The sequence below is a fragment of the Candidatus Latescibacterota bacterium genome (genome assembly GCA_019038625.1).
Taxonomy (GTDB): Bacteria; Krumholzibacteriota; Krumholzibacteriia; order Krumholzibacteriales; family Krumholzibacteriaceae; genus JAGLYV01.
In genome coordinates this window covers 1-22,265 of record JAHOYU010000243.1, presented here as the reverse complement: position 1 = coordinate 22,265, position 22,265 = coordinate 1, and the positions used below count along the sequence as shown (strand labels likewise).

20 protein-coding genes are annotated in these 22,265 nt (G+C 51.3%); 16 read left to right on the top strand and 4 right to left on the bottom strand.

Annotation, left to right across the window (positions count from 1 at the left end; all coding sequences use genetic code 11):
- Positions 1-36: 36 nt before the first annotated feature.
- The 4 genes from KOO63_15640 to KOO63_15625 all read left to right on the top strand — a co-directional run bounded on the left by KOO63_15640 (position 37) and on the right by KOO63_15625 (position 5,576).
- A complete protein-coding gene (locus tag KOO63_15640) occupies positions 37-507 on the top strand; it encodes a PaaI family thioesterase (GenBank protein ID MBU8923252.1) in 471 nt (156 codons plus the stop codon).
- A gap of 42 nt (positions 508-549) precedes the next feature.
- Positions 550-999 carry a CGGC domain-containing protein gene (locus tag KOO63_15635; GenBank protein MBU8923251.1) on the top strand — a complete coding sequence of 150 codons (450 nt, stop codon included), beginning with the start codon at positions 550-552 and terminating at the stop codon, positions 997-999.
- Positions 1,000-1,216: 217 nt separating this feature from the next.
- Positions 1,217-2,050 carry a hypothetical protein gene (locus KOO63_15630; GenBank protein MBU8923250.1) on the top strand — a complete coding sequence of 278 codons (834 nt, stop codon included), beginning with the start codon at positions 1,217-1,219 and terminating at the stop codon, positions 2,048-2,050.
- A 220-nt stretch (positions 2,051-2,270) separates the two neighbouring features.
- Positions 2,271-5,576, top strand: a complete 3,306-nt coding sequence (locus tag KOO63_15625; GenBank protein ID MBU8923249.1) for a PAS domain S-box protein — start codon at positions 2,271-2,273, stop codon at positions 5,574-5,576.
- A gap of 45 nt (positions 5,577-5,621) precedes the next feature.
- Here the strand turns inward: KOO63_15625 and KOO63_15620 are convergent, their stop codons facing one another.
- The 4 genes from KOO63_15620 to KOO63_15605 all read right to left on the bottom strand — a co-directional run bounded on the left by KOO63_15620 (position 5,622) and on the right by KOO63_15605 (position 8,017).
- Entirely contained in the window at positions 5,622-6,398 is a 777-nt protein-coding gene (locus KOO63_15620) for a hypothetical protein (protein ID MBU8923248.1), read from the bottom strand.
- Positions 6,395-6,934: a hypothetical protein gene (locus tag KOO63_15615; protein MBU8923247.1), complete on the bottom strand. Its 540-nt coding sequence runs from the start codon at positions 6,932-6,934 to the stop codon at positions 6,395-6,397. Before KOO63_15615 ends, KOO63_15620 begins: the two co-directional genes overlap by 4 nt.
- Positions 6,927-7,364: a zf-HC2 domain-containing protein gene (locus KOO63_15610; protein MBU8923246.1), complete on the bottom strand. Its 438-nt coding sequence runs from the start codon at positions 7,362-7,364 to the stop codon at positions 6,927-6,929. The genes KOO63_15615 and KOO63_15610 overlap by 8 nt, the downstream gene beginning before the upstream one ends.
- 110 nt (positions 7,365-7,474) lie before the next feature.
- Positions 7,475-8,017, bottom strand: a complete 543-nt coding sequence (locus tag KOO63_15605; GenBank protein MBU8923245.1) for a sigma-70 family RNA polymerase sigma factor — start codon at positions 8,015-8,017, stop codon at positions 7,475-7,477.
- Positions 8,018-8,294: 277 nt separating this feature from the next.
- On the opposite strand from KOO63_15605, the gene KOO63_15600 reads away from it, so the two are divergent.
- The 12 genes from KOO63_15600 to KOO63_15545 all read left to right on the top strand — a co-directional run.
- A complete protein-coding gene (locus KOO63_15600; GenBank protein ID MBU8923244.1) occupies positions 8,295-8,498 on the top strand; it encodes a hypothetical protein in 204 nt (67 codons plus the stop codon).
- A gap of 93 nt (positions 8,499-8,591) precedes the next feature.
- Positions 8,592-10,859 carry a carbohydrate binding family 9 domain-containing protein gene (locus KOO63_15595; GenBank protein MBU8923243.1) on the top strand — a complete coding sequence of 756 codons (2,268 nt, stop codon included), beginning with the start codon at positions 8,592-8,594 and terminating at the stop codon, positions 10,857-10,859.
- 88 nt (positions 10,860-10,947) lie between these two features.
- Complete coding sequence (gene carA, locus KOO63_15590) at positions 10,948-12,021, top strand: glutamine-hydrolyzing carbamoyl-phosphate synthase small subunit (GenBank protein MBU8923242.1); 1,074 nt, start codon at positions 10,948-10,950, stop codon at positions 12,019-12,021.
- Positions 12,018-15,230, top strand: coding sequence for a carbamoyl-phosphate synthase (glutamine-hydrolyzing) large subunit (carB, locus tag KOO63_15585; GenBank protein MBU8923241.1), 3,213 nt, complete (start codon positions 12,018-12,020; stop codon positions 15,228-15,230). The genes carA and carB overlap by 4 nt, the downstream gene beginning before the upstream one ends.
- Before the next feature lie 133 nt (positions 15,231-15,363).
- A complete protein-coding gene (locus KOO63_15580) occupies positions 15,364-15,702 on the top strand; it encodes a PadR family transcriptional regulator (GenBank protein ID MBU8923240.1) in 339 nt (112 codons plus the stop codon).
- A gap of 4 nt (positions 15,703-15,706) precedes the next feature.
- Complete coding sequence (locus KOO63_15575; protein ID MBU8923239.1) at positions 15,707-18,379, top strand: ABC transporter permease; 2,673 nt, start codon at positions 15,707-15,709, stop codon at positions 18,377-18,379.
- The gene (locus KOO63_15570; GenBank protein ID MBU8923238.1) at positions 18,376-19,572 is read left to right on the top strand and encodes an alpha/beta hydrolase; all 1,197 of its coding nucleotides are present in this window, start codon (positions 18,376-18,378) and stop codon (positions 19,570-19,572) included. The genes KOO63_15575 and KOO63_15570 overlap by 4 nt, the downstream gene beginning before the upstream one ends.
- 285 nt (positions 19,573-19,857) lie before the next feature.
- Complete coding sequence (locus KOO63_15565) at positions 19,858-20,274, top strand: hypothetical protein (protein ID MBU8923237.1); 417 nt, start codon at positions 19,858-19,860, stop codon at positions 20,272-20,274.
- 41 nt (positions 20,275-20,315) lie between these two features.
- Positions 20,316-20,762 carry a GNAT family N-acetyltransferase gene (locus KOO63_15560; GenBank protein MBU8923236.1) on the top strand — a complete coding sequence of 149 codons (447 nt, stop codon included), beginning with the start codon at positions 20,316-20,318 and terminating at the stop codon, positions 20,760-20,762.
- Between the two features lie 106 nt (positions 20,763-20,868).
- Positions 20,869-21,252, top strand: a complete 384-nt coding sequence (locus tag KOO63_15555; protein ID MBU8923235.1) for a nuclear transport factor 2 family protein — start codon at positions 20,869-20,871, stop codon at positions 21,250-21,252.
- Positions 21,249-21,635, top strand: coding sequence for a DUF488 family protein (locus tag KOO63_15550; GenBank protein ID MBU8923234.1), 387 nt, complete (start codon positions 21,249-21,251; stop codon positions 21,633-21,635). The genes KOO63_15555 and KOO63_15550 overlap by 4 nt, the downstream gene beginning before the upstream one ends.
- Before the next feature lie 147 nt (positions 21,636-21,782).
- A partial coding sequence (locus tag KOO63_15545; GenBank protein ID MBU8923233.1) for a hypothetical protein occupies positions 21,783-22,265 on the top strand: 483 nt, incomplete at its 3' end.

Genomic DNA, 22,265 nt, shown 5'->3' with positions numbered 1-22,265 from the left:
TTTCTTTACAGTTTGGAAGAACAAGGGAGATGATAATTGGAAGACAAAGCTTTTCAGGACTACTATCCGGACGATGTCAGCCATTGTTACGGTTGCGGCTGCCTTAACAAGCAGGGACTGCAACTTAAAAGCCGCTGGGATGGAGATGAGACTGTAGCTTTCTTTACGCCACGGCCCGAGCACACGGCTATCCCCGGGTATGTCTATGGTGGACTGATCGCTTCGCTGATAGACTGCCATGGTACGGGCACGGCCGCTGCGGCAGCCTATCGCCGGGAAGGCCGGGAGATGTCGTCGGAACCTTCGCTTCGATATGTGACAGCTTCGTTGAAGGTAGATTACCTGCGGCCGACTCCGATGGGGGTCGCTCTGGAGATACGCGGTACGGTAGAGGAGATCACTGATAAAAAAGTGGTCGTTATTGAGACCCTTTCAGCAAATGGCAGGATCTGTGTGACAGGAAAGGTCGTAGCCGTAAAAATGCCTGAAAATATGATTGGAAGTTGAGCGAGCGCACACTGGAAGCTGACAGAAACCGGGAGGCGTGAAATGAGTGCGGAATCGAGAAAGATCGGAATAATCATCTGCGATCGTTACAGGACGTGCGCGGGGGGCAAGTGTCTCAGGTCGATGAGGGAGCGGGAAGGGGCATTCGCCAGGTATAAGGATTTAGAAGTAGAGCTGGTAGGATATACGAGCTGCGACGGCTGTCCCGGCGGCAATGTGGAATACGCGGTCGAGGAGATGAAGAAGAACGGAGCCGAAGTCATCCATCTCGCCACGGGCCTGATAGTCGGCTATCCTCCATGCCCCAGTGTGAAGTATTTCAAGGAATTCATTGAAGCAAAGTATGGCCTGGATGTGGTATACGGGACGCATCCTATCCCCGAGAAGTATCTGACGACACATTCAGAGCTCGGAACATGGAAAGGCGAGAGATGGAAAGAAGTGCTTCAGGATACGATGTGCGATGAGGCGATGAGGAAGGATTACAACTGACCGGAACCTGCGTGGATCGGAGAAAAGAATGGCCGGTCCGTGATCCGGAATACAGTTCAGAAGAAGAGTAACTACATTGTAATCGTGTGATACACATCAAGATATCTCTTCATTCCTGCTAAATATGTTGAAATAACCATTCCAGATGTGGTACAATTACGTATCAAAGGCGTGCTAAGGTTAAATCAGCGAACAGAACATTCTTGAAAGGAATTGTATGATGAAGAGAGTAGTCGTATCGCTGTCTATATTTCTGGCTCTGGCCCTTTTCACCGTCAACGCGAACGCGACGCATCCCCTCGAGCTTAATTACACGGCCGATTGTTATGGCTGGTCGATCGTGGGCCTGATGGGCGTAGACGCCAACACCAGGTTTATTAACGTCGATTATACCGTCGAGCTCAGCCAGGGCGGAGTGGTCGTCTATACGATCACCGAGTTTGTGGATCTTCCGGTTGCCGAGCCCGCGTTCGATTACAACGGTGTATGGGACATGGAACTCTGTGGAGATTACACAGTGAACATCCACTTCCACTTCGAGAGTAACCAGGGTTGGGGCAACAGGTATTTTGAAACGACCTTCACCTGTGAATGCGAAGAAGAGGGTGGATGCAGCTACACCCCGGGTTACTGGAAGAACCATCCGGAAGCCTGGCCTGTGAGTGGCCTGACCATCGGCGGCGTTTTCTACACTATGGAAGAACTGCTGGAGATCTTCGACTGGCCGACTCGCAGTGATATTACGGTCATCTTCTTCCACCACACTGTGGCCGCCAAGCTGAACGTTCTGGTTGGAGCGCCCGACTACATCCTGGGCACGATCGACATGGCGGATGCTTTCTTCGCTCTGTATCCCCTGGGAAGCAAGCCCAAGGGTGAGATCAAGGAAGAAGCCGAGGCGATCAAGGACGCACTGGAACAGTACAACGAGATCGAGTGCGAGGAAGAGGACGACATGCCTGATTTCGACGATGTCGGAGCTTCCGCTATGCGGGCCGCCCCCGAGAAATCGGCGACCTGGGGTTCGATCAAGAGCCTGAACAAGGACTAGACAGAAGTCTTCCACGCTGACTGATGCGTGGTCGATAATCCGCTTCTGACGAAGGGCGGGACCTGAAAAGGCCCCGCCCTTTTTTTTCTGCCGGACATCGAATAAATGAGGAGAAGTAATCATAGAGAAATCTCTGTAATGCATGATGGAATATTGCTATCATCATAGTTTGCTGGTTAAATGAAGTGGGAACAGACGATAGCAGGTTGGAAGGCCACATATGCAAAGATTTCCAGTTTGGATAAAATTAACTTTTCTCACAGTCATGATTCTGATCCTGTCTTTCGGTTTATTGTTCTACAGGAACCAGGAGGGGTACCGCAGAACGCAGATCGAAGAGGAACTTGCCAGCATCGCCAGTCTTAAAGCAGATGGAATAGCGGTATGGAGACAAGAGAGAGTCGCCGATGGAGCGACACTCACTGAAGACCTCTTTTTATTCCGTGAGATCGTTCAGTGGTTTACGACCAAGGATCCTATAATTACCGGAGAGATCAAGGTTGTGTTCCAGTCGTTGATGAAGCATTACCGATATTATGAAATAATTATCCTGTCGGCTGATGGTGAGGTACAGCTCAGTTTTACTGGCATCAATGGAAGTGTCCATCCCGAGATATTAGTGGCTGCGGAAAAGGCATTCGCCAGCCGTGCACCCGAGATCTCCGAGCTTCATGTCAGTGTGGATATATCAGTGCCCCATATAAGTGTGGTGACTCCTTTGTTTTCCGGCTCCGATCCTGTGGGATCTGTTGTGATGGTAAGCGATGCCAGCAGTTTTCTCTATCCGCTGATCCAGTCGTGGCCGACTCCCACAAGGACGGCCGAGACATTGTTGATACGCACTGATGGCGATTCGGTAAAATTTTTAAATGAGCTGCGTCATACGAAGAATACCGCATTGAAATTGCGGATTCCTCTTACCCGGACAGATGTTCCCGCGGTAATGGCGGCACAGGGCAGGCAGGGAGTCGTCGAGGGTCTTGATTACCGCGGAGTAGATGTTATTGCCGTGATCCTGCCTGTGCCTGATTCGCCATGGTTCATCGTTTCGAAGATCGACAAGGCTGAAGCCCTTTCGTCCTGGCGGTTCCAGTCGATACTTATTCTCAGCATTATCTTCGGCCTCGTCATCCTTGTCGCTGTAGGGTTGCTATTTCTCTGGCAACGTGGCAGAAAGATGCATTACCGGGATCTTTATAATGCCGAGGCCAAACGATTGACCAGTGAAGCAAGGTATGGCATCACCATAAAAGGAATCGGTGACGCGGTGATTTCCACGGATGCGGAGGGACTGGTAGAGATACTCAACCCGATCGCTGAAGAGTTGACGGGTTGGAATATAGCTGACGCGAAAGGGCGTCCCCTTCAGGAAGTCTTCAGGACCATCAGCGAAGGGACCCGGGAAGTACTGGATAATCCCGCGGACCGTGTCCTTCGTGAGGGCGGGATAATGGGGCTCGCGAACAGTACCATACTTATCGCCAGGGATGGAACGGAAAGGTCTATCGCCGACAGCAGAGCCCCGATCATCGATGAGAAGGGTGAGCTTATAGGTATGGTCCTGGTATTCCGAGATCAGACAGAGGAGCGGAAAACGCGAGAGGCCCTTCTCGACGGCGAGGCAAGGGCCATGGATACCAGCCAGAAACTCACCGCGATAGTGGAACATACGCCGATGATGCTTGTTTATCTTGATGCGGATTTTAATTTCAAATGGGTGAACAAAGCCTATGCAGATACATGCAGGTTCGAACCATCCTGGTTCCCCGGAAAAAATCATTTTGAGATGTATCCCCATGAGGAGAACAAAGCCATCTTCCAGCATGTCGTCGATACGGGAGAATCTTTCTCAGTGCTGGCAAAGCAGTTCGAGTTTCCCGATCAACCCGAAAGAGGTGTCACATTCTGGGACTGGGATCTTGTGCCGGTAATGGATCTTTCTGAGAAAGTTGTCGGGCTGGTTTTTTCCCTTGTCGAAGTCACTGATAGAATAGCAGCAGAGAAAAATTATCGAATGCTTTTTCGCGAGATGCTCGATGGATTCGCCCTGCACGAGATCATCCTCGATGAAGAAGGAATTCCCGTCGATTATCGTTTTCTGGACATTAATCCTGCTTTTGAGCGCCTCACAGGGCTTAAAGCGTCGGAGATCAAAGGAAAGACTGTCCTTGAGGTCATGCCCGAGACCGAAAAATTCTGGATAGACATTTATGGCAAAGTGGTCCTGTCCGGTGAACCGGCATTTTTTAAAAACTACGCGCAGGTATTGGACAGGCATTTCGAAGTGACGGCTTTCTGTACAGCTCCCCTCAGATTTGTCACCATATTCAAGGATGTTACAGATAGGGTAAAGGGCGAAAAAACCAGAGAGAAACTGCAGGTGCAGCTTGCGCACTCTCAGAAGATGGAGTCTGTCGGAAAGCTTGCTGGTGGCGTAGCCCACGATTTCAATAACATGCTCGGAGTGATCCTGGGACATACTGAGCTTGCCATGAAGCAGGCCGACGAGTCGGGACTTCTCTACGAGGATCTGACAGAGATCTATCGAGCAGCGGAACGCTCGGCCGATCTTACCCGCCAGCTGCTGGCTTATGCCAGTAAGCAGACAGTCTCCCCGAAGATCCTCGATCTCAATGAAACGGTTGAGGGCATGCTGAAGATGCTGGAGCGGCTCATCGGTGAAAACATCGATCTCGCCTGGCTTCCGGGCAAAGGACTCTGGCCAATAAAGATGGACCCCGGCCAGATAGACCAGGTGCTGGCTAACCTCTGTATTAACGCCTGTGATGCCATCCCGGATGTCGGCAAGGTGACAATCGAGACTTTGAACGTCAGCCTCGACGATAAGTATTGCGCGGATCATCATGAATTCATTCCCGGTGATTATGTGATGCTGGGGGTCAGTGATGACGGCCAGGGGATGGATGGGGACATACTTGAACATGTGTTCGAACCGTTTTTTACTACGAAGAATGTAGGTTCAGGTACAGGCCTTGGCCTTTCGACAGTGTACGGTATAGTCAAGCAGAACTGCGGCTTTATCAACGTCTACAGCGAGCCGGGCGAGGGGAGCACTTTCAAGATATACCTCTCACGGTGTAAGGAAGAGATGAGCAGGGACGCCGCTCAAAAGGATGTCAGAATGTCTGAGAGCAATGGAGAGACTATCCTGCTTGTCGAGGATGAAGAGTCGATACTCAAACTTGGGAAAAAGATGTTGAATGTTCTAGGGTATGAGGTGCTTACGGCTAATTCTCCCGTAGAGGCGATCAGGATCGCCGAGAACCATTCTGGCGAAATAAACCTGATGATAACGGATGTAGTGATGCCGAATATGAACGGGCGTGCCCTGGCCACCCGTATGGGCGATATCATTCCCGGGCTGCAATGCTTGTATATGTCGGGTTATACGGCCAATGTCATAGCTCGTAAGGGGATCCTCGATGAGGGAGTCCACTTCCTGCAGAAGCCATTTTCGATCAAGGAACTAGCCGAAAAGGTCCAGGACGCAATTAAGAAACAATAAAAAAGCGGGAGGCGCCTGGCGCCTCCCGCTTAAAGAGATATCAGCTTATTCTATGATTTTCTTTATGATCTTGATTTCCTTGCATTTTTCTGTGCACTTGCTTTTGTCAGTATGTTTGCAGCACTCGACCTCACATTTGATCTTGATGTTCTTGCATCCGCTCATCGCATCGCCGTGTGAGCCGCAGCCCTTGCCACTTTTGATGCTCTTGCATCCGCTCATCGATTTGCCCGACGAGCAGCAGCTTTTGCCGCTTTTACATCCATGCATCGCTCCAGCACTTGAGCATCCGCTCATTTTCCCCTGAGAACAACAACTCATGCTGCCGTGTCCCATTTTGCCGTGCATCCCTTTTCCCATTTTAGAGCCATGACCCTGACAGGCCATAAACATCTTGAACTGCTCGGCGGAGACCAGCTTTCTGACAGCCATGAAATGTTCGTGCTGGTTCTCCATAAGCTCGGCCTTGACGGCGAGCATGGCCTTTGTCAGTTTCTTAATCTTTTTGCCGTCGGGATTTTCCTCGATGTACTGGGAGTAGACCTTCTTGTGGATATCGGTCTGCTTCTTCTCGAGTTCGAGGTTCTTTAATTTGAGTTCGAGAACGAGTTTCTCGATCTTTAGAGAGATTTCGGGAGCAAGACTGCACTTTGCATTAATCGATTTACCATGGCTATGTTCACAATGAATCGATTTACCGTGACCATGATCACATTCCTTGACTTCGACCTTGACCTCTACATCCTTTTCCTGTGCCGCGAGCGACATGGGGAGAACTACTGCAATAAGAAGAGCTGTGATGACTAAAAGACCCTTTTTCATTCCGTTTCCTTTCCCTGTGTTTCGAATGTGTCGATCATCTTTTTCTTGCTACCCCTCTGGGCGCAACCGTGATCGGGATCACATCCGATGAATTTCATGAACCTCTGTCTCTCTTCAGGATCAAGAATCGAATGCGACCTGATCAGTTTTCTGACAATCGCTTTCTCAAGATCGCCCTGGAGGGCCGAAATGCGCTCGACTCTTTTCATGATCTCCAGCGTGTCCGGGCTGGCTTCACTAAAGAGTATCAACAGTTCGTTCCTTTCCTGGTCGATACTATTCCTGACCTCCTCCTCGAAGGTGTATGACTTGAGCATCTCAAGTTCTACATGCACCGTTTTGCTGTCGCAGAGGCCAATTCCCTTTGCGAGGTATTGGCTTCTGATCCTGCAGGTTTCTTTGGAATCGCAGTGGATCTTATCAGCCGTTCTGTTGCGGGCTGAATGGTATCTCCAGAGCACGGTGATAGTGCCCAGCACTGCCACATTGAATGCGAGGGAGATGATCAGTGTCGCTTTCAGCTTCCAGCTAGACATCGGCATCTCCTTCCATCGTGATCATCAGACGTTCTCCAAGAGAGCCGGGCGGGAATGCTTCGAGATAGTCCATCTCGAATACTTCGGCCTGGTCCGGACTGGAGGCATCACTGTAACTCGACGATATATAATCCCCGATCCTGACGCCAAGCAGTATGACAACGGCTGCTGCAGCCGAGATCCCGATCTTCCACCAGCCTGGAATGCGGTCCCTGCCCCTGGTAGTTTCAAGTACGATTTCCAGGATGCCAGACGGTGGTGTGGTCTCGACGAGTTCACGATGCATGGCGGAGACAACCTGGAGTGACTCGTGGAAAAGCCGACAGTCTTCGCATCCGTCGAGGTGAAGCATGAGCTGCTTCTCCTCTGCGGCATCCGCCTCTCCGTCGAGTACTCTCGATGCTGATTTACGATACTCCATGCAATCCATTATTTCCTCCTGCTATTCATGTCAAACGTATCGAATCAGAAAAACTTGCAAAAAAAGTCAATAAACCTCAATAAAAGTTAAATAATCTCGATTATATTCGTTTCAATCGATCATATGTCTTTCCTGAATTCTTTCAATTCCCTGCCGAGTCTCTCTCTGGCTCTGAAAAGGATCGATTCGACCGCCGGTACGCTGAGTCCCGTACTCTCTGCTATCTCCCTGTATGTGAGTTCTCCGCTTACTCTCAGTTCCATGACGATCTTCCACTCTCGCGGGAGGTCGTCGAGTGCCTTATAGTATCTTTCCTCGAGCTGGGCCGCTTCCATGTCCCGGTCCGGAAGATTTTTCCCGGGCGATATCGGGTCCTTCAGGCCTTCGGAAAGTTCGCCATCGAATATAAGTCTGTCAGACCCGAGTCTGCGAGTGTGGTCGATCAGGATATTCGTAGCCATCCTGTAGAGGAATGTCCTGAAAGTCGCGCTGTCTCGAGTTTTATATGATGCGCTGAACAGTTTGATGAAAAGTCGCTGAGTGAGATCTTCCGCGTCTTCAGCGATGCATCCGGATCTCAGAAAGAAGTTGTACATCGTCCCCTGGTATCGAAAGACCAGTACTCTGAAAGCCTGCCTGTCGCCCTTTACGATTCTCAGCATCAAGGAGTTGTCGTCCAAATTCCATCCAGCCTTGGCGAAAGAAATAATAATGGCTTCAGGTGGCCTGTCTCTTCAGTCCGGTGTCGACCTGTCAAGATGAGTAAGGATATGGGACTCAAGTCGGGTTGTCAATCAGTCCTGCTGCGGGATATGCTGAGTCACAGACTATGTCATGTCTCGGAATGTGCCACACTGCGGACATTCTTTTCTATTCATTTGCAAGAGTTTCTTGAAATCGAAACGTCGATGTCGTATTATCGACTGGGGTGATGCAAAAATGGATTTATCGGAAAATATCAAAGACGAACTGCATATCGCTGACAAGTGGCAACTCCGCTGCAAAGAGTGTGGCAAGGTCCGTGACGCGGCAGAATTGGGAGATAACAGGATCTCTGATCTGGCTCCGTCGTGGACTCTGGGCTGGTGTTCGAGCTGCCGGAAACTCAGGATTATCATAATGGAACCAAAAAAGGCCGGGTAACAGAAGTCAGCATCGGGCCACTGCCAGGCTATCCCTTCATTCTTTTGGAACAACAATCATACATCAGTGTATTATGGTCATGGAGAAAACTATATGAGATCACATCCCCTATCGTTTCTTTCTGCGGTATCCTTATTCATCGTGATTATTTTCCATGCGTCATCAGTCTTCGCGGATGATGTAGCCGGAACTATGGATAATCATATCGTTCCGAAAGTCTCCGGACAGATATCGGTAGATGCCCTGTTGGACGAGTCGTTCTGGAACTATGCTCTCATCCTGGAACTGAAATATGAAGTCCAGCCCGGTGAGAACATCCCGGCGCCTGTGCGGACCGAAGTGCTGCTTGCCTACAGTGAGTCGCATCTCTACGCGGCATTCAGGGCGTATGATCCTGATCCATCCTCGATCAGGGCTCGGCTATGCGACAGGGATGACATCGGGGGAGAAGACTGGGTAGGGCTTGTATTAGATACCTTCAATGATGAGCGCAGGGCCTTTGATTTTCTGGTAAATCCACTGGGCGTACAGGCTGATATGATCGAATGTTCGGACTGTGGGAGCGATAACTTCGATGCTATCTGGGAATCGTCGGGCCGGATAACTCAATGGGGATATGTCGTGGAGATAGCGATCCCCTTCAGTTCACTTCGATTCCAGAGGACCGATGGAGACCAGGTATGGGGCTTCGATGCTGTTCGAAGTTATCCCAGGTCGGCCAGGCATCACATAGGCCTCTTTGCAAGGGACCGTGGCAACAACTGCTATTTCTGCCAGACTCTGAAGATCAAGGGGTTTGCCGGAGCATCTCCTGGCAGGAACATCGAAATAGCTCCGACCTTTTCGGCACTCTATTCACAGGAGAGGGAGGGGTACACGAGTGGAGATTTTCGCGAAAAGGACAAAAGTTACGATCCGGGACTTACCGCAAGGTGGAGCATGACACCGAACATGGCCCTGCAGGGAACGGTCAATCCCGATTTTTCCCAGGTCGAAGCGGACGCGGCGCAGCTTGATATAAACAGGAATTTCGCCATACATTACCCCGAGAAAAGGCCATTCTTCATGGAGGGGGCCGAACTTTTTTCCACGAGGATGAACGCTGTCTATTCGAGAACGCTTGCCGATCCGGACTGGGGAATCAAGCTTACAGGTAAGGAGGGTGGTAACGCTGTCGGGTTCTACAGCGTCCGCGACGCGAGGACCAATTTTCTCTTTCCCGGAAGCCAGGGGTCCATGTCGTCATCGCTCGATATGGAGAGCTATGGTACGGTACTCAGATACAAGCGTGATATCTTCGAGTCGTCGAATATCGGCCTGCTGGCAACGGACAGGGAGGGGGAAGGTTATTACAATCGGGTGGTCGGAGTCGACGGGCTGATCAAGCTGACGAAGACAGACCAGATCAGGTTCCAGGTGATAGCCAGCGAGACAGACTATCCGGATTCGCTGGCAGCAGAGTTTGGCCAGCAGACAGAACCATTCAGAGGTAGCGGTGCTCTGGCTATCTACGCGCACGAGACAGAAAATCTGGATCTTTTCGGGTATTACTTCGAGAAGGCCAAGGATCTCAGACTGGATTCGGGATTCGAGCCGAAGACCAATATCCGGCATTTCGAAGGGGGCGGTGGATACAAGTGGTATGGTGAATCGGATAACTGGTACACCCTGCTGCATGCCGGGTCCTCATACGAGCTGGAAGAGGAGATAGACGGTTCGAAGATCTTCGAACTCTGGAATATCTACGGGGACTACGCGGGGCCGCTCCAGAGCGAGATAAGTCTCTGGTCGCATGTCTATGCCGATTTTGTCTACCGGGGAGAACACTTCAGCTACAAACACTATCATCTGTTCACAAGTATGAGGCCGACAGGTTCGCTAAGGGTCTATTTCAACCATACCTGGGGAGACATAGTCGATTACGCGAACGCCCGCCAGGCCCGTACACTTCAGCTGGAGCCGGGATTTGAATACAGGTTCGGGCGCCATCTCAATCTGGGCTACGACCATACCTGGGAGCGGTTGAGTGTGCTGAACGGGCAGAGACTATATACGGCGAATGTCGGCAGGTTCAGGCTGAAGTACCAGTTCGACCGCAGGACTTTCCTGCGTATCAACCTTCAGTATGTCAGGTACGACAGAAACACCGGGCTGTATCTGGAGAAGGTCGATTCGAAGGAAGACAACCTCTTCAGCCAGATCCTGTTCTCCTACAAGATCAATCCACAGACAGTCTTCTACCTGGGATATTCTGATAATTACTATGGGTTCACAGGTTCGGGCGCCGATCCTGTGGCTGTCGATCTTACCCAGACCGACAGGACTTTCTTTGTGAAGTTCGGCTACGCCTGGATATTGTAGAAATATTTATTTTCGTGTTGTGTTCCCCTTCCTTTTTTGATACCTTCCGTAAGATTTGTCCGGATCTTTCTTTAAAAAGGGACTTACATTGCGCAAACTCAGTAAAAAATCGAAGCTGATCCTGGAGGACGGATCGGTATTCGAAGGTGTACCGTTCGGCGCGCTCGCCTGTGCGGCGGGAGAGGTGGTGTTCAACACCGGGATGACCGGATATCCGGAGACTCTCACCGATCCTTCATACCGGGGGCAATTACTTGCCCTCACATACCCGTTGATCGGGAATTATGGTGTACCTGCCGAACGGAGAGAAGATTTTCTCTCCGTTTTTTTTGAGTCCGAAAAAATACAGGTATCGGCCCTCGTCGTTTCCCAGTATATCGATGAACACTCTCACTGGAACTCGGTGGAGTCTCTGTCGCACTGGATGCAGAGAGAAGGGGTGCCCGGTATTGCCGGAATTGATACACGTGCCCTGACGAGGAAGCTGCGCGAATCGGGTACGATGAAAGGAAAGATCGTTTCGGGCAGCCGTGATATCGATTTTTCCGACCCGAATACGAGAAACCTGGCCGCGGAGGTCAGTACGAGCGAGCCTGTGATCTATGAGAGAGGGGAGAGGAGGATCGTCCTGGTCGACTGCGGTGTAAAGAACAATATCATCAGAGCCTTCCTTCACAGGGATATCACGGTCATAAGGGTACCGTGGGACCACGACTTCAACGAAGTGGAAGCGGATGGGGTAGTGCTGTCCAACGGCCCCGGCGATCCGAAGAGCTGCGGCGCTACGATCGAACACACGAGAATGGCAATGAGGTCGGGGCGGCCCATCCTCGGGGTCTGTCTTGGCTCCCAGATAATGGCGCTGGCCAGCGGTGCTGAGACATACAAGTTGAGGTATGGCCACAGGTCGCAGAACCAGCCCTGCGTAGAGTCGGGCACGAAACGCTGCTATATAACTTCGCAGAATCACGGCTACGCAGTCGATTCGAAGACCCTGCCGAACGACTGGCGCGAATGGTTCTACAACAGCAACGACGGGACGAACGAGGGGATCATACATATATCGAAGCCGTTCTTCGGCGCTCAATTCCATCCGGAAGCCTCTCCAGGCCCGGACGATTCCGAATTTATATTCGACATGTTTGTGAGGGCGATAGGATGAAGAAAAGACCGGAAAAAGTGCTGGTACTCGGATCGGGCGCGATAAAGATAGGGCAGGCGGGCGAATTCGACTATTCGGGGAGCCAGGCGATGAAGGCACTCAAGGAGGAAGGGATCGAGACGATTGTAGTCAATCCAAATATCGCAACTGTCCAGACTTCGGAACATCTCGCGGACAAGGTCTATTTCCTTCCTGTGACTCCCGATTTTGTAAGACAGATCATCGAGAAGGAGAGGCCCGACGGCATACTGCTCGGGTTTGGAGGGCAGACGGCGCTGAATACAGGTGTCGAGCTTCACAGAAACGGCGATCTGAAGAGATTCGGTGTCGAAGTACTTGGAACACAGGTCGAGGCGATACTCGATACCGAGGACAGGGAGCGTTTCGTCAGAGTACTCGATGGTATCGGGTTGAAGACACCTGTCAGCAGAGCGGTGTCGACCGTGAAAAAGGCCGTTCAGGCTGCCGATGAGATAGGATACCCGGTGATGTGCCGTATCGCTTACGCGCTGGGCGGGCTCGGGTCGGGGATCGTCCGGAATAAAAAAGAACTCGTCAACCTCGTGACGAAAGCCTTTTCTCATACCGGCCAGGTCCTGGTCGAGGAATGCCTTCTCGGATGGAAAGAACTCGAATACGAAGTCGTCCGGGACCACGAGAATAACTGCATCGTCATATGTTCAATGGAGAATATCGATCCTATGGGGATACATACCGGCGAGAGCGTCGTTGTCGCGCCGGTCCAGACGCTTACGGCAGCCGAGCATTACATGTTGCGTTCGATCTCTATCGAGGTGATAAGAAAGCTCGGTATCGTAGGCGAATGCAACATCCAGTTCGCTCTCGATCCGGAGAGTGGGGACTACCGGATCATAGAAGTCAACGCGAGGCTGAGCAGAAGTTCGGCTCTGGCATCCAAGGCGACCGGATATCCGCTCGCGTTCATTGCCGCCAAGTTGTCCGTTGGACGTACCCTGACCGAACTGAAGAATTCCGTGACAGGCGGCACAGCGGCCTGCTACGAGCCGGCGCTCGACTACATCGTGCTGAAATTTCCCCGGTGGGATCTGCAGAAATTCAGCATGGTCGATCCGGTCCTCGGCTCGGAGATGAAATCGGTCGGCGAAGTGATGGCGATAGGGAGATCTTTCGAGGAAGTCATACAGAAAGCCATAAGGATGCTGGAGACCGGCATGGAGGGGTTGGTGTGCAACGACATCGAGTTCGATGACCTTGATGTAGAGATGACCCGGCCGACCGACAAACGACTGTTCGCGATATCGGAGGCGCTGGCGCGAGGGTACACGGTGGAGAAGATATCCTCTCTGACCGGGGTCGATCCCTGGTTCCTTCACAGGATGAAGAGTGTGGTGACCACGGCGGCGGCCGTGAAGAAAAGTACGGGAACGAGATCCGGAGCGGGGGGCAGGAAGACCCTTCCGAAGCAGCTCCTGCTCGAAGCCAAGCAGAAGGGGTTTTCCGACAGACAGATCGCCGGCCTTACAGGTGTCAGTGAGATGTCTGTGAGAAAGAGAAGGATAAGATCCGGGATAGTCCCCGTAGTCAAACAGATCGACACGACGGCGGCCGAGTACCCGGCAGTGACCAATTATCTCTACCTTACATATAATGGCGATACGGATGATATCGCGTTTATCGGCAGGCGCAGGACCGCCGTTATCGGCGGCGGGCCGTACCGAATCGGGTCGTCGGTGGAGTTCGACTGGTGTTGTGTCAACTCAGTACTCGCGCTGGGCAGGCAGGGCGCCGGGACGATAATGATAAACTGCAATCCGGAGACTGTGAGCACAGATTACGATATTTGTGAGAGACTATACTTCGAGGAGCTTTCGCTCGAGAGGGTCCTCGATATATTCGACAAGGAAGCGCCCGAGGGAGTCATCGTCTCGATGGGCGGGCAGATCCCAAACAACCTCGCTGTTCCTCTCGCCGCGGCGGGGATCAGGATCCTCGGGACCTCCCCCGAATCGATCGACAGGGCGGAGAACAGGCACAGGTTCTCGGCTCTTCTCGACGAACTCGGAGTCGACCAGCCGAAATGGAAGGAGCTGACCAGTCTCGATGAGGCAGAGGCTTTCGCCTCTGAAGTAGGCTACCCGGTACTCATCAGGCCGAGCTATGTGCTCAGCGGTGCTGCGATGAGCACCGCGCTGACCCGCAAGGAACTCCGGCTTTACCTTAAAAAGGCCTCGGAAGTCAGTCCTGACCATCCGATAGTCATAAGCAAGTTTCTCACGGGAGCGAAAGAGATCGAGATGGACGCGGTCGCCAGAGACGGCGAACTGTTCTGTTATGCTATTTCGGAGCATGTCGAGAACGCCGGCGTCCATTCGGGCGATGCTACTCTGGTGCTTCCTCCGCAGCGGACCTACCTCGAGACGATGAGAAGGGTCAAGCTGATATCGAGAAGGATAGCGAAGGCCCTCGAGATCACAGGGCCGTTCAATATACAGTTTCTGGCAAAAGGCAATGATGTGAAGGTGATCGAATGCAATCTCAGGGCGTCGCGCAGTCTGCCCTTCGTCTCGAAGGTGCTGAAGATCGACTTCGTCGATATCGCTGTGAGGATAATGATGGGGCTGGAGGTCGATCCGATCGACAAGTCCTCATTCGATCTGGATTATGTCGGGGTGAAAGCTCCACAGTTCTCGTTCACCCGCCTGAAAGGATCGGATCCGGTCCTCGGAGTGGAGATGGCGTCGACCGGCGAAGTGGCATGCCTCGGAGATGACTTCAACGAAGCGTTCCTGAAAAGCCTCATCTCGGTGGGATTCAAAATGCCACGCAAGGGTATCCTCCTATCGACCGGCCCGCCTGGGAAGAAGGGACTATTCCTCGAATCGGCGAGGATGCTGGCGGAGTTGGGGTACGAATTCTACGCGACCGCTGGTACTGCAAGTTTCATGAAAAACCTCGGGTTCAAGGTGAAGAAGCTGTACTGGCCGAGCGATGGGAAAGAACCGAATACCCTGACATATATCGCGAAGGGAAAGATAGACCTCGTGATCAACATACCGAAGAACACCCAAAAGAAGGAGCTCGACAACGACTACCTCATAAGAAGGAAGGCTGTCGATTTCGACGTTCCACTCATCACGGATCTTCAGCTGGCCAAGAGGTTCGCCGAGGCCGTATATCGTACCGGCCCGGGCGGCCTGAGCGTAAAGAGCTGGGACGAATACGTCTGAGCGCAAAGAAGTGGGACAGGTACGGCCGGTCGGATATCTCTTATCAGGTCGATATTTTGGATTGCCAGAAATATATCTTGCATTTTCACGTATTATTATTCATTCTATAATGAATAATTAATAGGAGTGAACTATGAAACGGGGAAACGCGATGCTGTCAAGAAGAGAGGAAAACATACTGCTCGCTGTCTGGAAGCTGGATGAAGAGGCATACGCCATACCGATCCTGAAATATCTCGCCGAAGTCACGGGCGAGTCGGTATCGATCGGGGGAATATACGTTCCTCTTGACCGGTTGATCCGGAAAGGACTTCTCACTTCCTGGCAGAGCGAACCGCTGCCCGAGCGGGGCGGAATGAGCAGACGTTATTACAAGCTGACAAAAAAAGGGCGTGAAGAGCTCGTCGAGGCGAGAAAGGTAAACGACCGACTTTGGGACGGTCTTCAGGACCTGTCTCTTGAAGCGGAGTGACGATATGAACAGGCGTCGATCAGACAGCAAGTGGCCTGAAGGGGAATATGAAGGCTCGCCGAAGATAGCCCGCCGGACACTCTGGTTTTTACTGAGAAAGAACAGTAGAGAGACCCTGGCCGGAGATTTCGAGGAGATCTTTCTCACGATCTCCGCGAGCACCGGCAGGGGGGCGGCATGCCGCTGGTACTGGAAGCAACTGCTGTGGTCGATCCCTGGTATCTTTGCTGGTTCGATAGCACTTGTGATGGCGATGACGGGTAGCTATGTAAAGATCTCCCTACGAAATATGAGCAGGCAGAAGGTTTTTTCGGCGATAAACGTCTTCGGGCTTGCAACGGGACTGACCTGTTTCATCCTGATAGGTCTCTACGCTGGTTACGAACTCCGATTCGACAGGTTCCACCACGAGCCGGAGAAAGTCTACAGGGTATCCAGCATCGACAAAAGGTGGATGAACATGAATTCCACCGAGCACGCCGTCTGTCACATGTCACTGGGTGAGATTATCCGTGAGGAATTTTCCGAAGTAACAGCCGTGACGAAGTTCTTTCAATCGAATAACTGGATGGTCTCCCGGGACGACAGGACTGATTTCGAGAGAGATATCATCTCTGCGGACACTGGGTTTTTCGACGTGTTCGATTTCCGGGCGGTCAGAGGGTCGACAGACAGGTTCGGCGAAGAGCCGTTCCATATGTTGATAAGCGAATCGATGGCTCTGAAGTATTTTGCAAATGAGGATCCGGTCGGAAAGACTCTGCGTCTTCGTGGCGAGCATGATTTCGAAGTGGCGGGGATACTTGAAGACCCTCCGGGCGACTCTCATCTCCAGTACAATTTCGTCATACCACTCACCGCGCGCGAGAAGATGAGCGAGATAGATGTCTCCTCATGGTCGGTGATCGGATATACATACCTGAGACTTCATGATACCGACGATGCAGGGCGAGTCGAGGCGAGACTGAACACCCTTCCGGAACGTTTTTACGATGTGGACGAGGCGATGAAGGATCGCGCCAGGATATCGTACAGACTCCAGCCTCTTTTAGATATACATCTTCATTCGCACCTCAATTTCGAACTTTCAAAAGGCGGTGATCTGAGGACCGTGATCATAGCCCTGTCGATAGCTTTTCTCATACTTCTTGTCGCCTGCGTGAACTATATCAACCTTTCCACTGCAAGGGCTGCGAAGCGGAGCAGGGAGGTCGGGATAAGGAAGGTGATAGGGGCGCACAGAAGTCAGTTGATACAACAGTTTCTCGGTGAGGCGTTCGTTTTTGCATTCATAGCCTTTATGATCTCTATCCTGCTGGTCATGTTGCTCATTCCCTGGATGAGCTCCTTTACCGGCAGGGATGTAACGGCTCTGGAGATCGTCGATCCCCATTTCCTGATGCTGCTGACAGGCCTTTTCATCTTCGTCAGTCTCTTCTCGGGAGGCTATCCGGCTTTCCTGATGTCATCGGGCAGGCCCAGTGCCACGCTCAACAATTATTTACAGGCGAGCAGGGGAAAGGTCTCTCTGAGATCCTTCCTGCTGGTATTCCAGTTCTCCATCTCCATTTTTCTCGTGGTATGTTCACTGGCCGTCAAAGGGCAGCTGGACTATATTGTCGAAAAGGATATGGGATATGAACGGGAGCATATTGTTGTCGCAACGCTGAACGGCCGGCCAGACAGGAACATCGTGGCGGCCCTCAAGGCAAGGCTGGCCGAGAGTCCTACCATAACCGGCATCACATCTTCGTCTCATCTTCCCGGCTCGATCGATTTCCAGACACGAGCTCACTGGCCTGGTATGGACGAGGAAACGGTTGTGATGATGAATTTTGTTTTCGCTGATTATGATTTTGTGGATGTGTTCGGGATGGAGATAGTGGATGGAAGAAATTTCTCACAGGACCACCCGTCGGACGCGAACGGAGCGTTCATCCTCAACGAGACTGCCGTGAGGAACCTGTGTTGGGAAGACCCTGTGGGGAGAGATTTCGATGAATGGATGTGCGGGGACGGAATGGCCACAGGCAAGATAATCGGTGTCGTAAAGGACTTCAACAACCTCTCTCTGCATCATGGGATCGAGCCTCTGTTCATACTTCTGCCGGGGAGATTCGATAACCCCAGGCTGCCTCTCAGCAGGCAACTTTCTATCAGGATAAACGGGCAATCGACCCGTGAGGCGCTCGACCATATCGAGGCTGGATTGAGGGAGTTTTTCCCCGGGCAGCCTCCGAAGTACAGGTTTTTCGACGAGATGATCGATCAGGTCTACTCTGCCGAACAGAGGGCTGGCAGGGTCCTCACCGTTTCCACGGCAATAGCGATTATAATAGCGTGCGTCGGCCTGTTCGGGTTGATATCATATATGACCGAGCAGAGGACGAAGGAGATAGGGATCAGGAAGGCTCTCGGCGCTTCGGCAGGGCAGATCGTACTGCTTCTTACTCGCGGCCTGGTAGGGCTGGTCCTTCTGGCGAACCTCATTGCCTGGCCACTCGCGTGGATCGCCGTAGAGAGGTGGATGCGTGCGTTCGAGTACAGGGCTGATATAAGTTATTATTTCTTTATTCAGGCGGGAGTCGCAGCGCTCGTTATGACGATCATCACTGTAAGCGTGCAGGCGCTGAAGGCCGCGAAAACGGCTCCGGTCGACTGCTTAAGGTATGAATGATGAATAGAACAACAGTAATGGTAATATTCTCCCTGGTATTCATAACGGTTTGTTGCTCGATCGACGGTAGTCAGGCGATTGCCGTTACTCCGGCAACCGTTGTAACCTCGACAATCAGGGACCCACAGGCAACGACTCGTCCGCAAGCGGCGGTCTCACCACAGCGGTTCCAGACCCCCTTGCCGCCATTCCCATATATCGAAGAGGAGATCGTCTTCGAAGGCGGAACCGAAGGAGTGCGGCTGTCGGGGACTCTGACGATACCGAAGGGAGAGGGGCCCTTCGCTGTTGCAGTCCTGGTGTCGGGTGCGGGAGGACAGGACCGTGACGGCACGATAATGGGTCACAAACCATTTATGGTAATAGCAGACCACCTTACAAGGCACGGTATTGCCGTGCTGAGATACGACGATCGTGGCATCGGCGCTTCAACCGGTGTGCGGCCCGGAGCGACCACAGAAGATTTTGCTCTCGATGCTCTGGGGGCTGTCGATTTGCTTATCAGACATGACAGAATAGGTAAAACCAGTATCGGTATCATCGGACATAGCGAGGGTGGGACGATCGCTTCCCTGGCCGCGGCCCGATCTGGTGATGTAGCTTTCATCGTTATGCTCGGCAGCCCGGGACTTCCCGGACGTGAGTACAACATCCAGTACGAGGAATCTACGGCGAGAGCGATGGGGCAGAGCGATGAGGCGATAATGGCGAGGTCCGAATTTCAGGCGAAGGTACTCGATATCGTTCTCGGTGATGGAGATAAGGAATCAGAAAACGGCGCCGGGAAATCAAAGAAAGCTGCTATCAGAAAACTTTTCCAGGCCGAACACGACGGGTTGCCTGCAGAAAGGATCGACCGCGCTGTAAAACGGTTTCTCTCTCCCTGGTTCGTTTTTAACCTGAAGCATGATCCATCTGTGACCCTGTCATCGGTGCGGTGTCCAGTGCTTACTATATACGGGAGCAAAGATGTGCAGGTTCCTGCTGCAGGTAATGCCGATGCAGTGAGGCGAGCGCTCGAATCAGCGGGAAACAGCGATTTCAGGGTGCTGGAGCTTGAAGGCCTCAACCACTTCTTCCAGACAGCCGGTACAGGCAGCCCTGTGGAATACGGTACGATCGAGGAGACCATCGCGCCGAAAGTCCTCGATATCCTCAGTGACTGGATCGCCGGGCACGGGAATGGTAGATAGATAGCTCATCTTTCATGAAAGTTCGCTTTATCATCCTATTCTGATTTAATACGAACCCATTGCAAGTATTTTTACCACCAACGGTGGTGGTAACTTTATTTGACACTTCGCATTAAGGCAGAATTAAGTAATGAAAAAGAAGCTTCATTGTGCTACTATCTGCTTTCCAAGGATTCAGGGGACGCATTAAAGACATACAACAGGATTCAGAGAGATAATATGAGTGATTTGAGTAATACAAAACTTCAAGCCGCCTAATTGTGTGCTAGATCGGAGAGGAAGATTATGCCTATTACCTATTCTTTTGACCATGATAGACGGCTAATCCTTACCAAGGTCACCGGTGAGCTCGACTTAGCTCTCACAGAGGAATACTTTGCACTGTTGCAGCAGGATGACAAATGTCCTGATAAGGCGATTGAGATTGTCGATTTTTCTGCAGTCTCTGATTTCTCAATCCATTACGGTGAGATGAGTAGGATCACTGATATATACCAGGGCACAAAATCAGGAAAGGATATTCAGGCTACGATCTTCAACTGCACATCAAAACTGTCATACGGCATTGCGCGAATGCTGCAAGCTCTTCATGAATTCGCAAATGATAAGCATATAGTCATTATCACGAGATCCAATGGAGAGCTGGAAAAGTGTATTGAGGATCTACGATCTAATAAGGCAGAAGAAAGCGATACACTGTAGCCCGCAGCTGAATCGAGAAACGTTAGACAGGTATTATTAATATGAGCATTTCTTGTCAAATCGGTTCGGAAATACGCATTGAAGGTGAGCAATTCTACAAAAGTGTCGGTTATTCTGGGGGAATAAATGATTCAGATATTGTCATTATATCGCATCAAGATACCAATGTTGTAGGAATGACTAGATTGTGCGAAGAGGAAGGTGTATTTGTTTTGCGTGGACTATACGTTGCTGAAGCATTACGCGGAACGGGCATAGGAACAAAGTTGCTTCAAGCTGCGAGTAAATCAATCGGAAAACGAGAGTGTTGGGGTGTTCCTTTTCGGAATCTCCTGAAATTTTATTCATCCGCAGGTTTTATGGAATGCAGGGAATCTGGTGCTCCCGAATTTCTTGTGGAGCGTATAAATAAATATATTTCCGAAGGGATGGATGTTGTTCTTGTTAAGAGACCCTTCGGCAATTCTGATGAACGAGGGTCTGTCTAACTGTCGGTTCCAGCAGCTGAATCGAAGGTTGTCAGCCGCAAAAAGGATAACTGTTTATGAGTAAAATGTTCTTGATAATATTGTTAATTCCAACAGGAGTGATTTAATGAGCGAAAAACAAAAACTTCTGGATACTTTCAACAAGTTACGAGATGCCTTGTTTGCCCATGATGTTCAAATACTGAAAGAACTCATGGCCAAAGAATATGTCGGGTACGATCCTCACGGGAATCCACAGGATCTGAAAATGACACTGGAAGCTTACCAGCCGGGGGGCGCAGAACTCGATACATACGATGTCGAGGAAATCGAAACGAGAGTGATCGGTGATGTAGGGATCATTACAGGCAAGGGATATATCCACGGCAGGTTTGCCGAATGTGAATTTGAACATAACTTAAGGTTCCTTGACCTGTATATCCTGCGTGATGGAATGTGGAGACTGTATATATCACAGGTGACACCAATAGCTGCACAGGAGAAGGAATGACGATTAAAATAGTCAGACTGGGCAGTGACAGAGAAAAAGGAGAAGGGCTTCGAATAGGCGCGGTAAGGCGTCCTCCCAGGGGAATGCGAAAGAAAGACTATTCTTTAAAGAATATCTATGATATCTGGTTTCCCAACCTTTCACCCAGTGAGCCGCTGTTGAAGGAGGCCCAGGTCGCGAAGGACGAAAGGTCGTGGAAGGCGTTCAAAAGAAGATTTCTAGCCGAGTTGAAACGCCCCGATGCAAGTAAAGATCTGGATCTGCTGGCCGCTCTTTCTCATCAGACAAATATGTCGATGGGTTGTTATTGCGAGGATGAGAATCGTTGCCATCGCTCGATTTTGAGGGAGCTTCTTGTTAAAAGAGGGGCTGATGTCAGGTAGTCCCGGTAACGATTTATCAATTATTGATTGAGAACCTACCGCCATCCGTTATATGATGTCCGTCCGGAGTGCCGCAGAGTATAGGGCGTCTCTGTTTGAATCTACAATAAAACCGCAGGAACCTTGTTTACCCGAAAGGAGCCATCCGTGAGCAGTCACAAAAGGATTTTATTTTCCCTGGCCCTTCTTCTTCTGATCCCGGCTATCGCCGGCGCTTCAGAAGAGGCCAGAATGGCGCGTTACCCCGACCTCGATCCGTCGGGCAGCAGGATCACGTTTTCATATCAGGGGGATATCTGGACCGCGGGAGCGGATGGGAGTAGCCCCAGAAGGATAACGATCCATGAGGCGTACGAGAGCAATCCGTTCTGGTCGCCCGATGGGAAAAGCATTGCCTTTTCCAGCGCGAGATTCGGGAATAACGATATATTTGTGATCGCTGCAAACGGCGGCATTCCGAAAAGAATGACATGGCATTCCGCGGCTGATGTTGTCTCGGACTGGAATACCGATGAAGGTATCATCTTCTCATCGAGGCGTGTCTACCGGCAGCTCGAATGGGAGATGGAGATCCTTAAGGTGAGTACCGATGGTGGTACACCCTCCAGGCATATCGACGGGCTTGGAAGT

Excerpts from the sequence above, each read along its gene's own strand:
- KOO63_15635 (MBU8923251.1), top strand. The coding sequence starts at position 550 with ATGAGTGCGGAATCGAGAAAGATCGGAATAATCATCTGCGATCGTTAC.
- KOO63_15630 (MBU8923250.1), top strand. The coding sequence starts at position 1,217 with ATGATGAAGAGAGTAGTCGTATCGCTGTCTATATTTCTGGCTCTGGCC.
- KOO63_15625 (MBU8923249.1), top strand. The coding sequence starts at position 2,271 with ATGCAAAGATTTCCAGTTTGGATAAAATTAACTTTTCTCACAGTCATG.
- KOO63_15620 (MBU8923248.1), bottom strand. The coding sequence starts at position 6,398 with ATGAAAAAGGGTCTTTTAGTCATCACAGCTCTTCTTATTGCAGTAGTT.
- KOO63_15615 (MBU8923247.1), bottom strand. The coding sequence starts at position 6,934 with ATGTCTAGCTGGAAGCTGAAAGCGACACTGATCATCTCCCTCGCATTC.
- KOO63_15610 (MBU8923246.1), bottom strand. The coding sequence starts at position 7,364 with ATGGATTGCATGGAGTATCGTAAATCAGCATCGAGAGTACTCGACGGA.
- KOO63_15605 (MBU8923245.1), bottom strand. The coding sequence starts at position 8,017 with ATGCTGAGAATCGTAAAGGGCGACAGGCAGGCTTTCAGAGTACTGGTC.
- KOO63_15600 (MBU8923244.1), top strand. The coding sequence starts at position 8,295 with ATGGATTTATCGGAAAATATCAAAGACGAACTGCATATCGCTGACAAG.
- KOO63_15595 (MBU8923243.1), top strand. The coding sequence starts at position 8,592 with ATGAGATCACATCCCCTATCGTTTCTTTCTGCGGTATCCTTATTCATC.
- carB (MBU8923241.1), top strand. The coding sequence starts at position 12,018 with ATGAAGAAAAGACCGGAAAAAGTGCTGGTACTCGGATCGGGCGCGATA.
- KOO63_15580 (MBU8923240.1), top strand. The coding sequence starts at position 15,364 with ATGAAACGGGGAAACGCGATGCTGTCAAGAAGAGAGGAAAACATACTG.
- KOO63_15575 (MBU8923239.1), top strand. The coding sequence starts at position 15,707 with ATGAACAGGCGTCGATCAGACAGCAAGTGGCCTGAAGGGGAATATGAA.
- KOO63_15570 (MBU8923238.1), top strand. The coding sequence starts at position 18,376 with ATGATGAATAGAACAACAGTAATGGTAATATTCTCCCTGGTATTCATA.
- KOO63_15565 (MBU8923237.1), top strand. The coding sequence starts at position 19,858 with ATGCCTATTACCTATTCTTTTGACCATGATAGACGGCTAATCCTTACC.
- KOO63_15560 (MBU8923236.1), top strand. The coding sequence starts at position 20,316 with ATGAGCATTTCTTGTCAAATCGGTTCGGAAATACGCATTGAAGGTGAG.
- KOO63_15555 (MBU8923235.1), top strand. The coding sequence starts at position 20,869 with ATGAGCGAAAAACAAAAACTTCTGGATACTTTCAACAAGTTACGAGAT.
- KOO63_15550 (MBU8923234.1), top strand. The coding sequence starts at position 21,249 with ATGACGATTAAAATAGTCAGACTGGGCAGTGACAGAGAAAAAGGAGAA.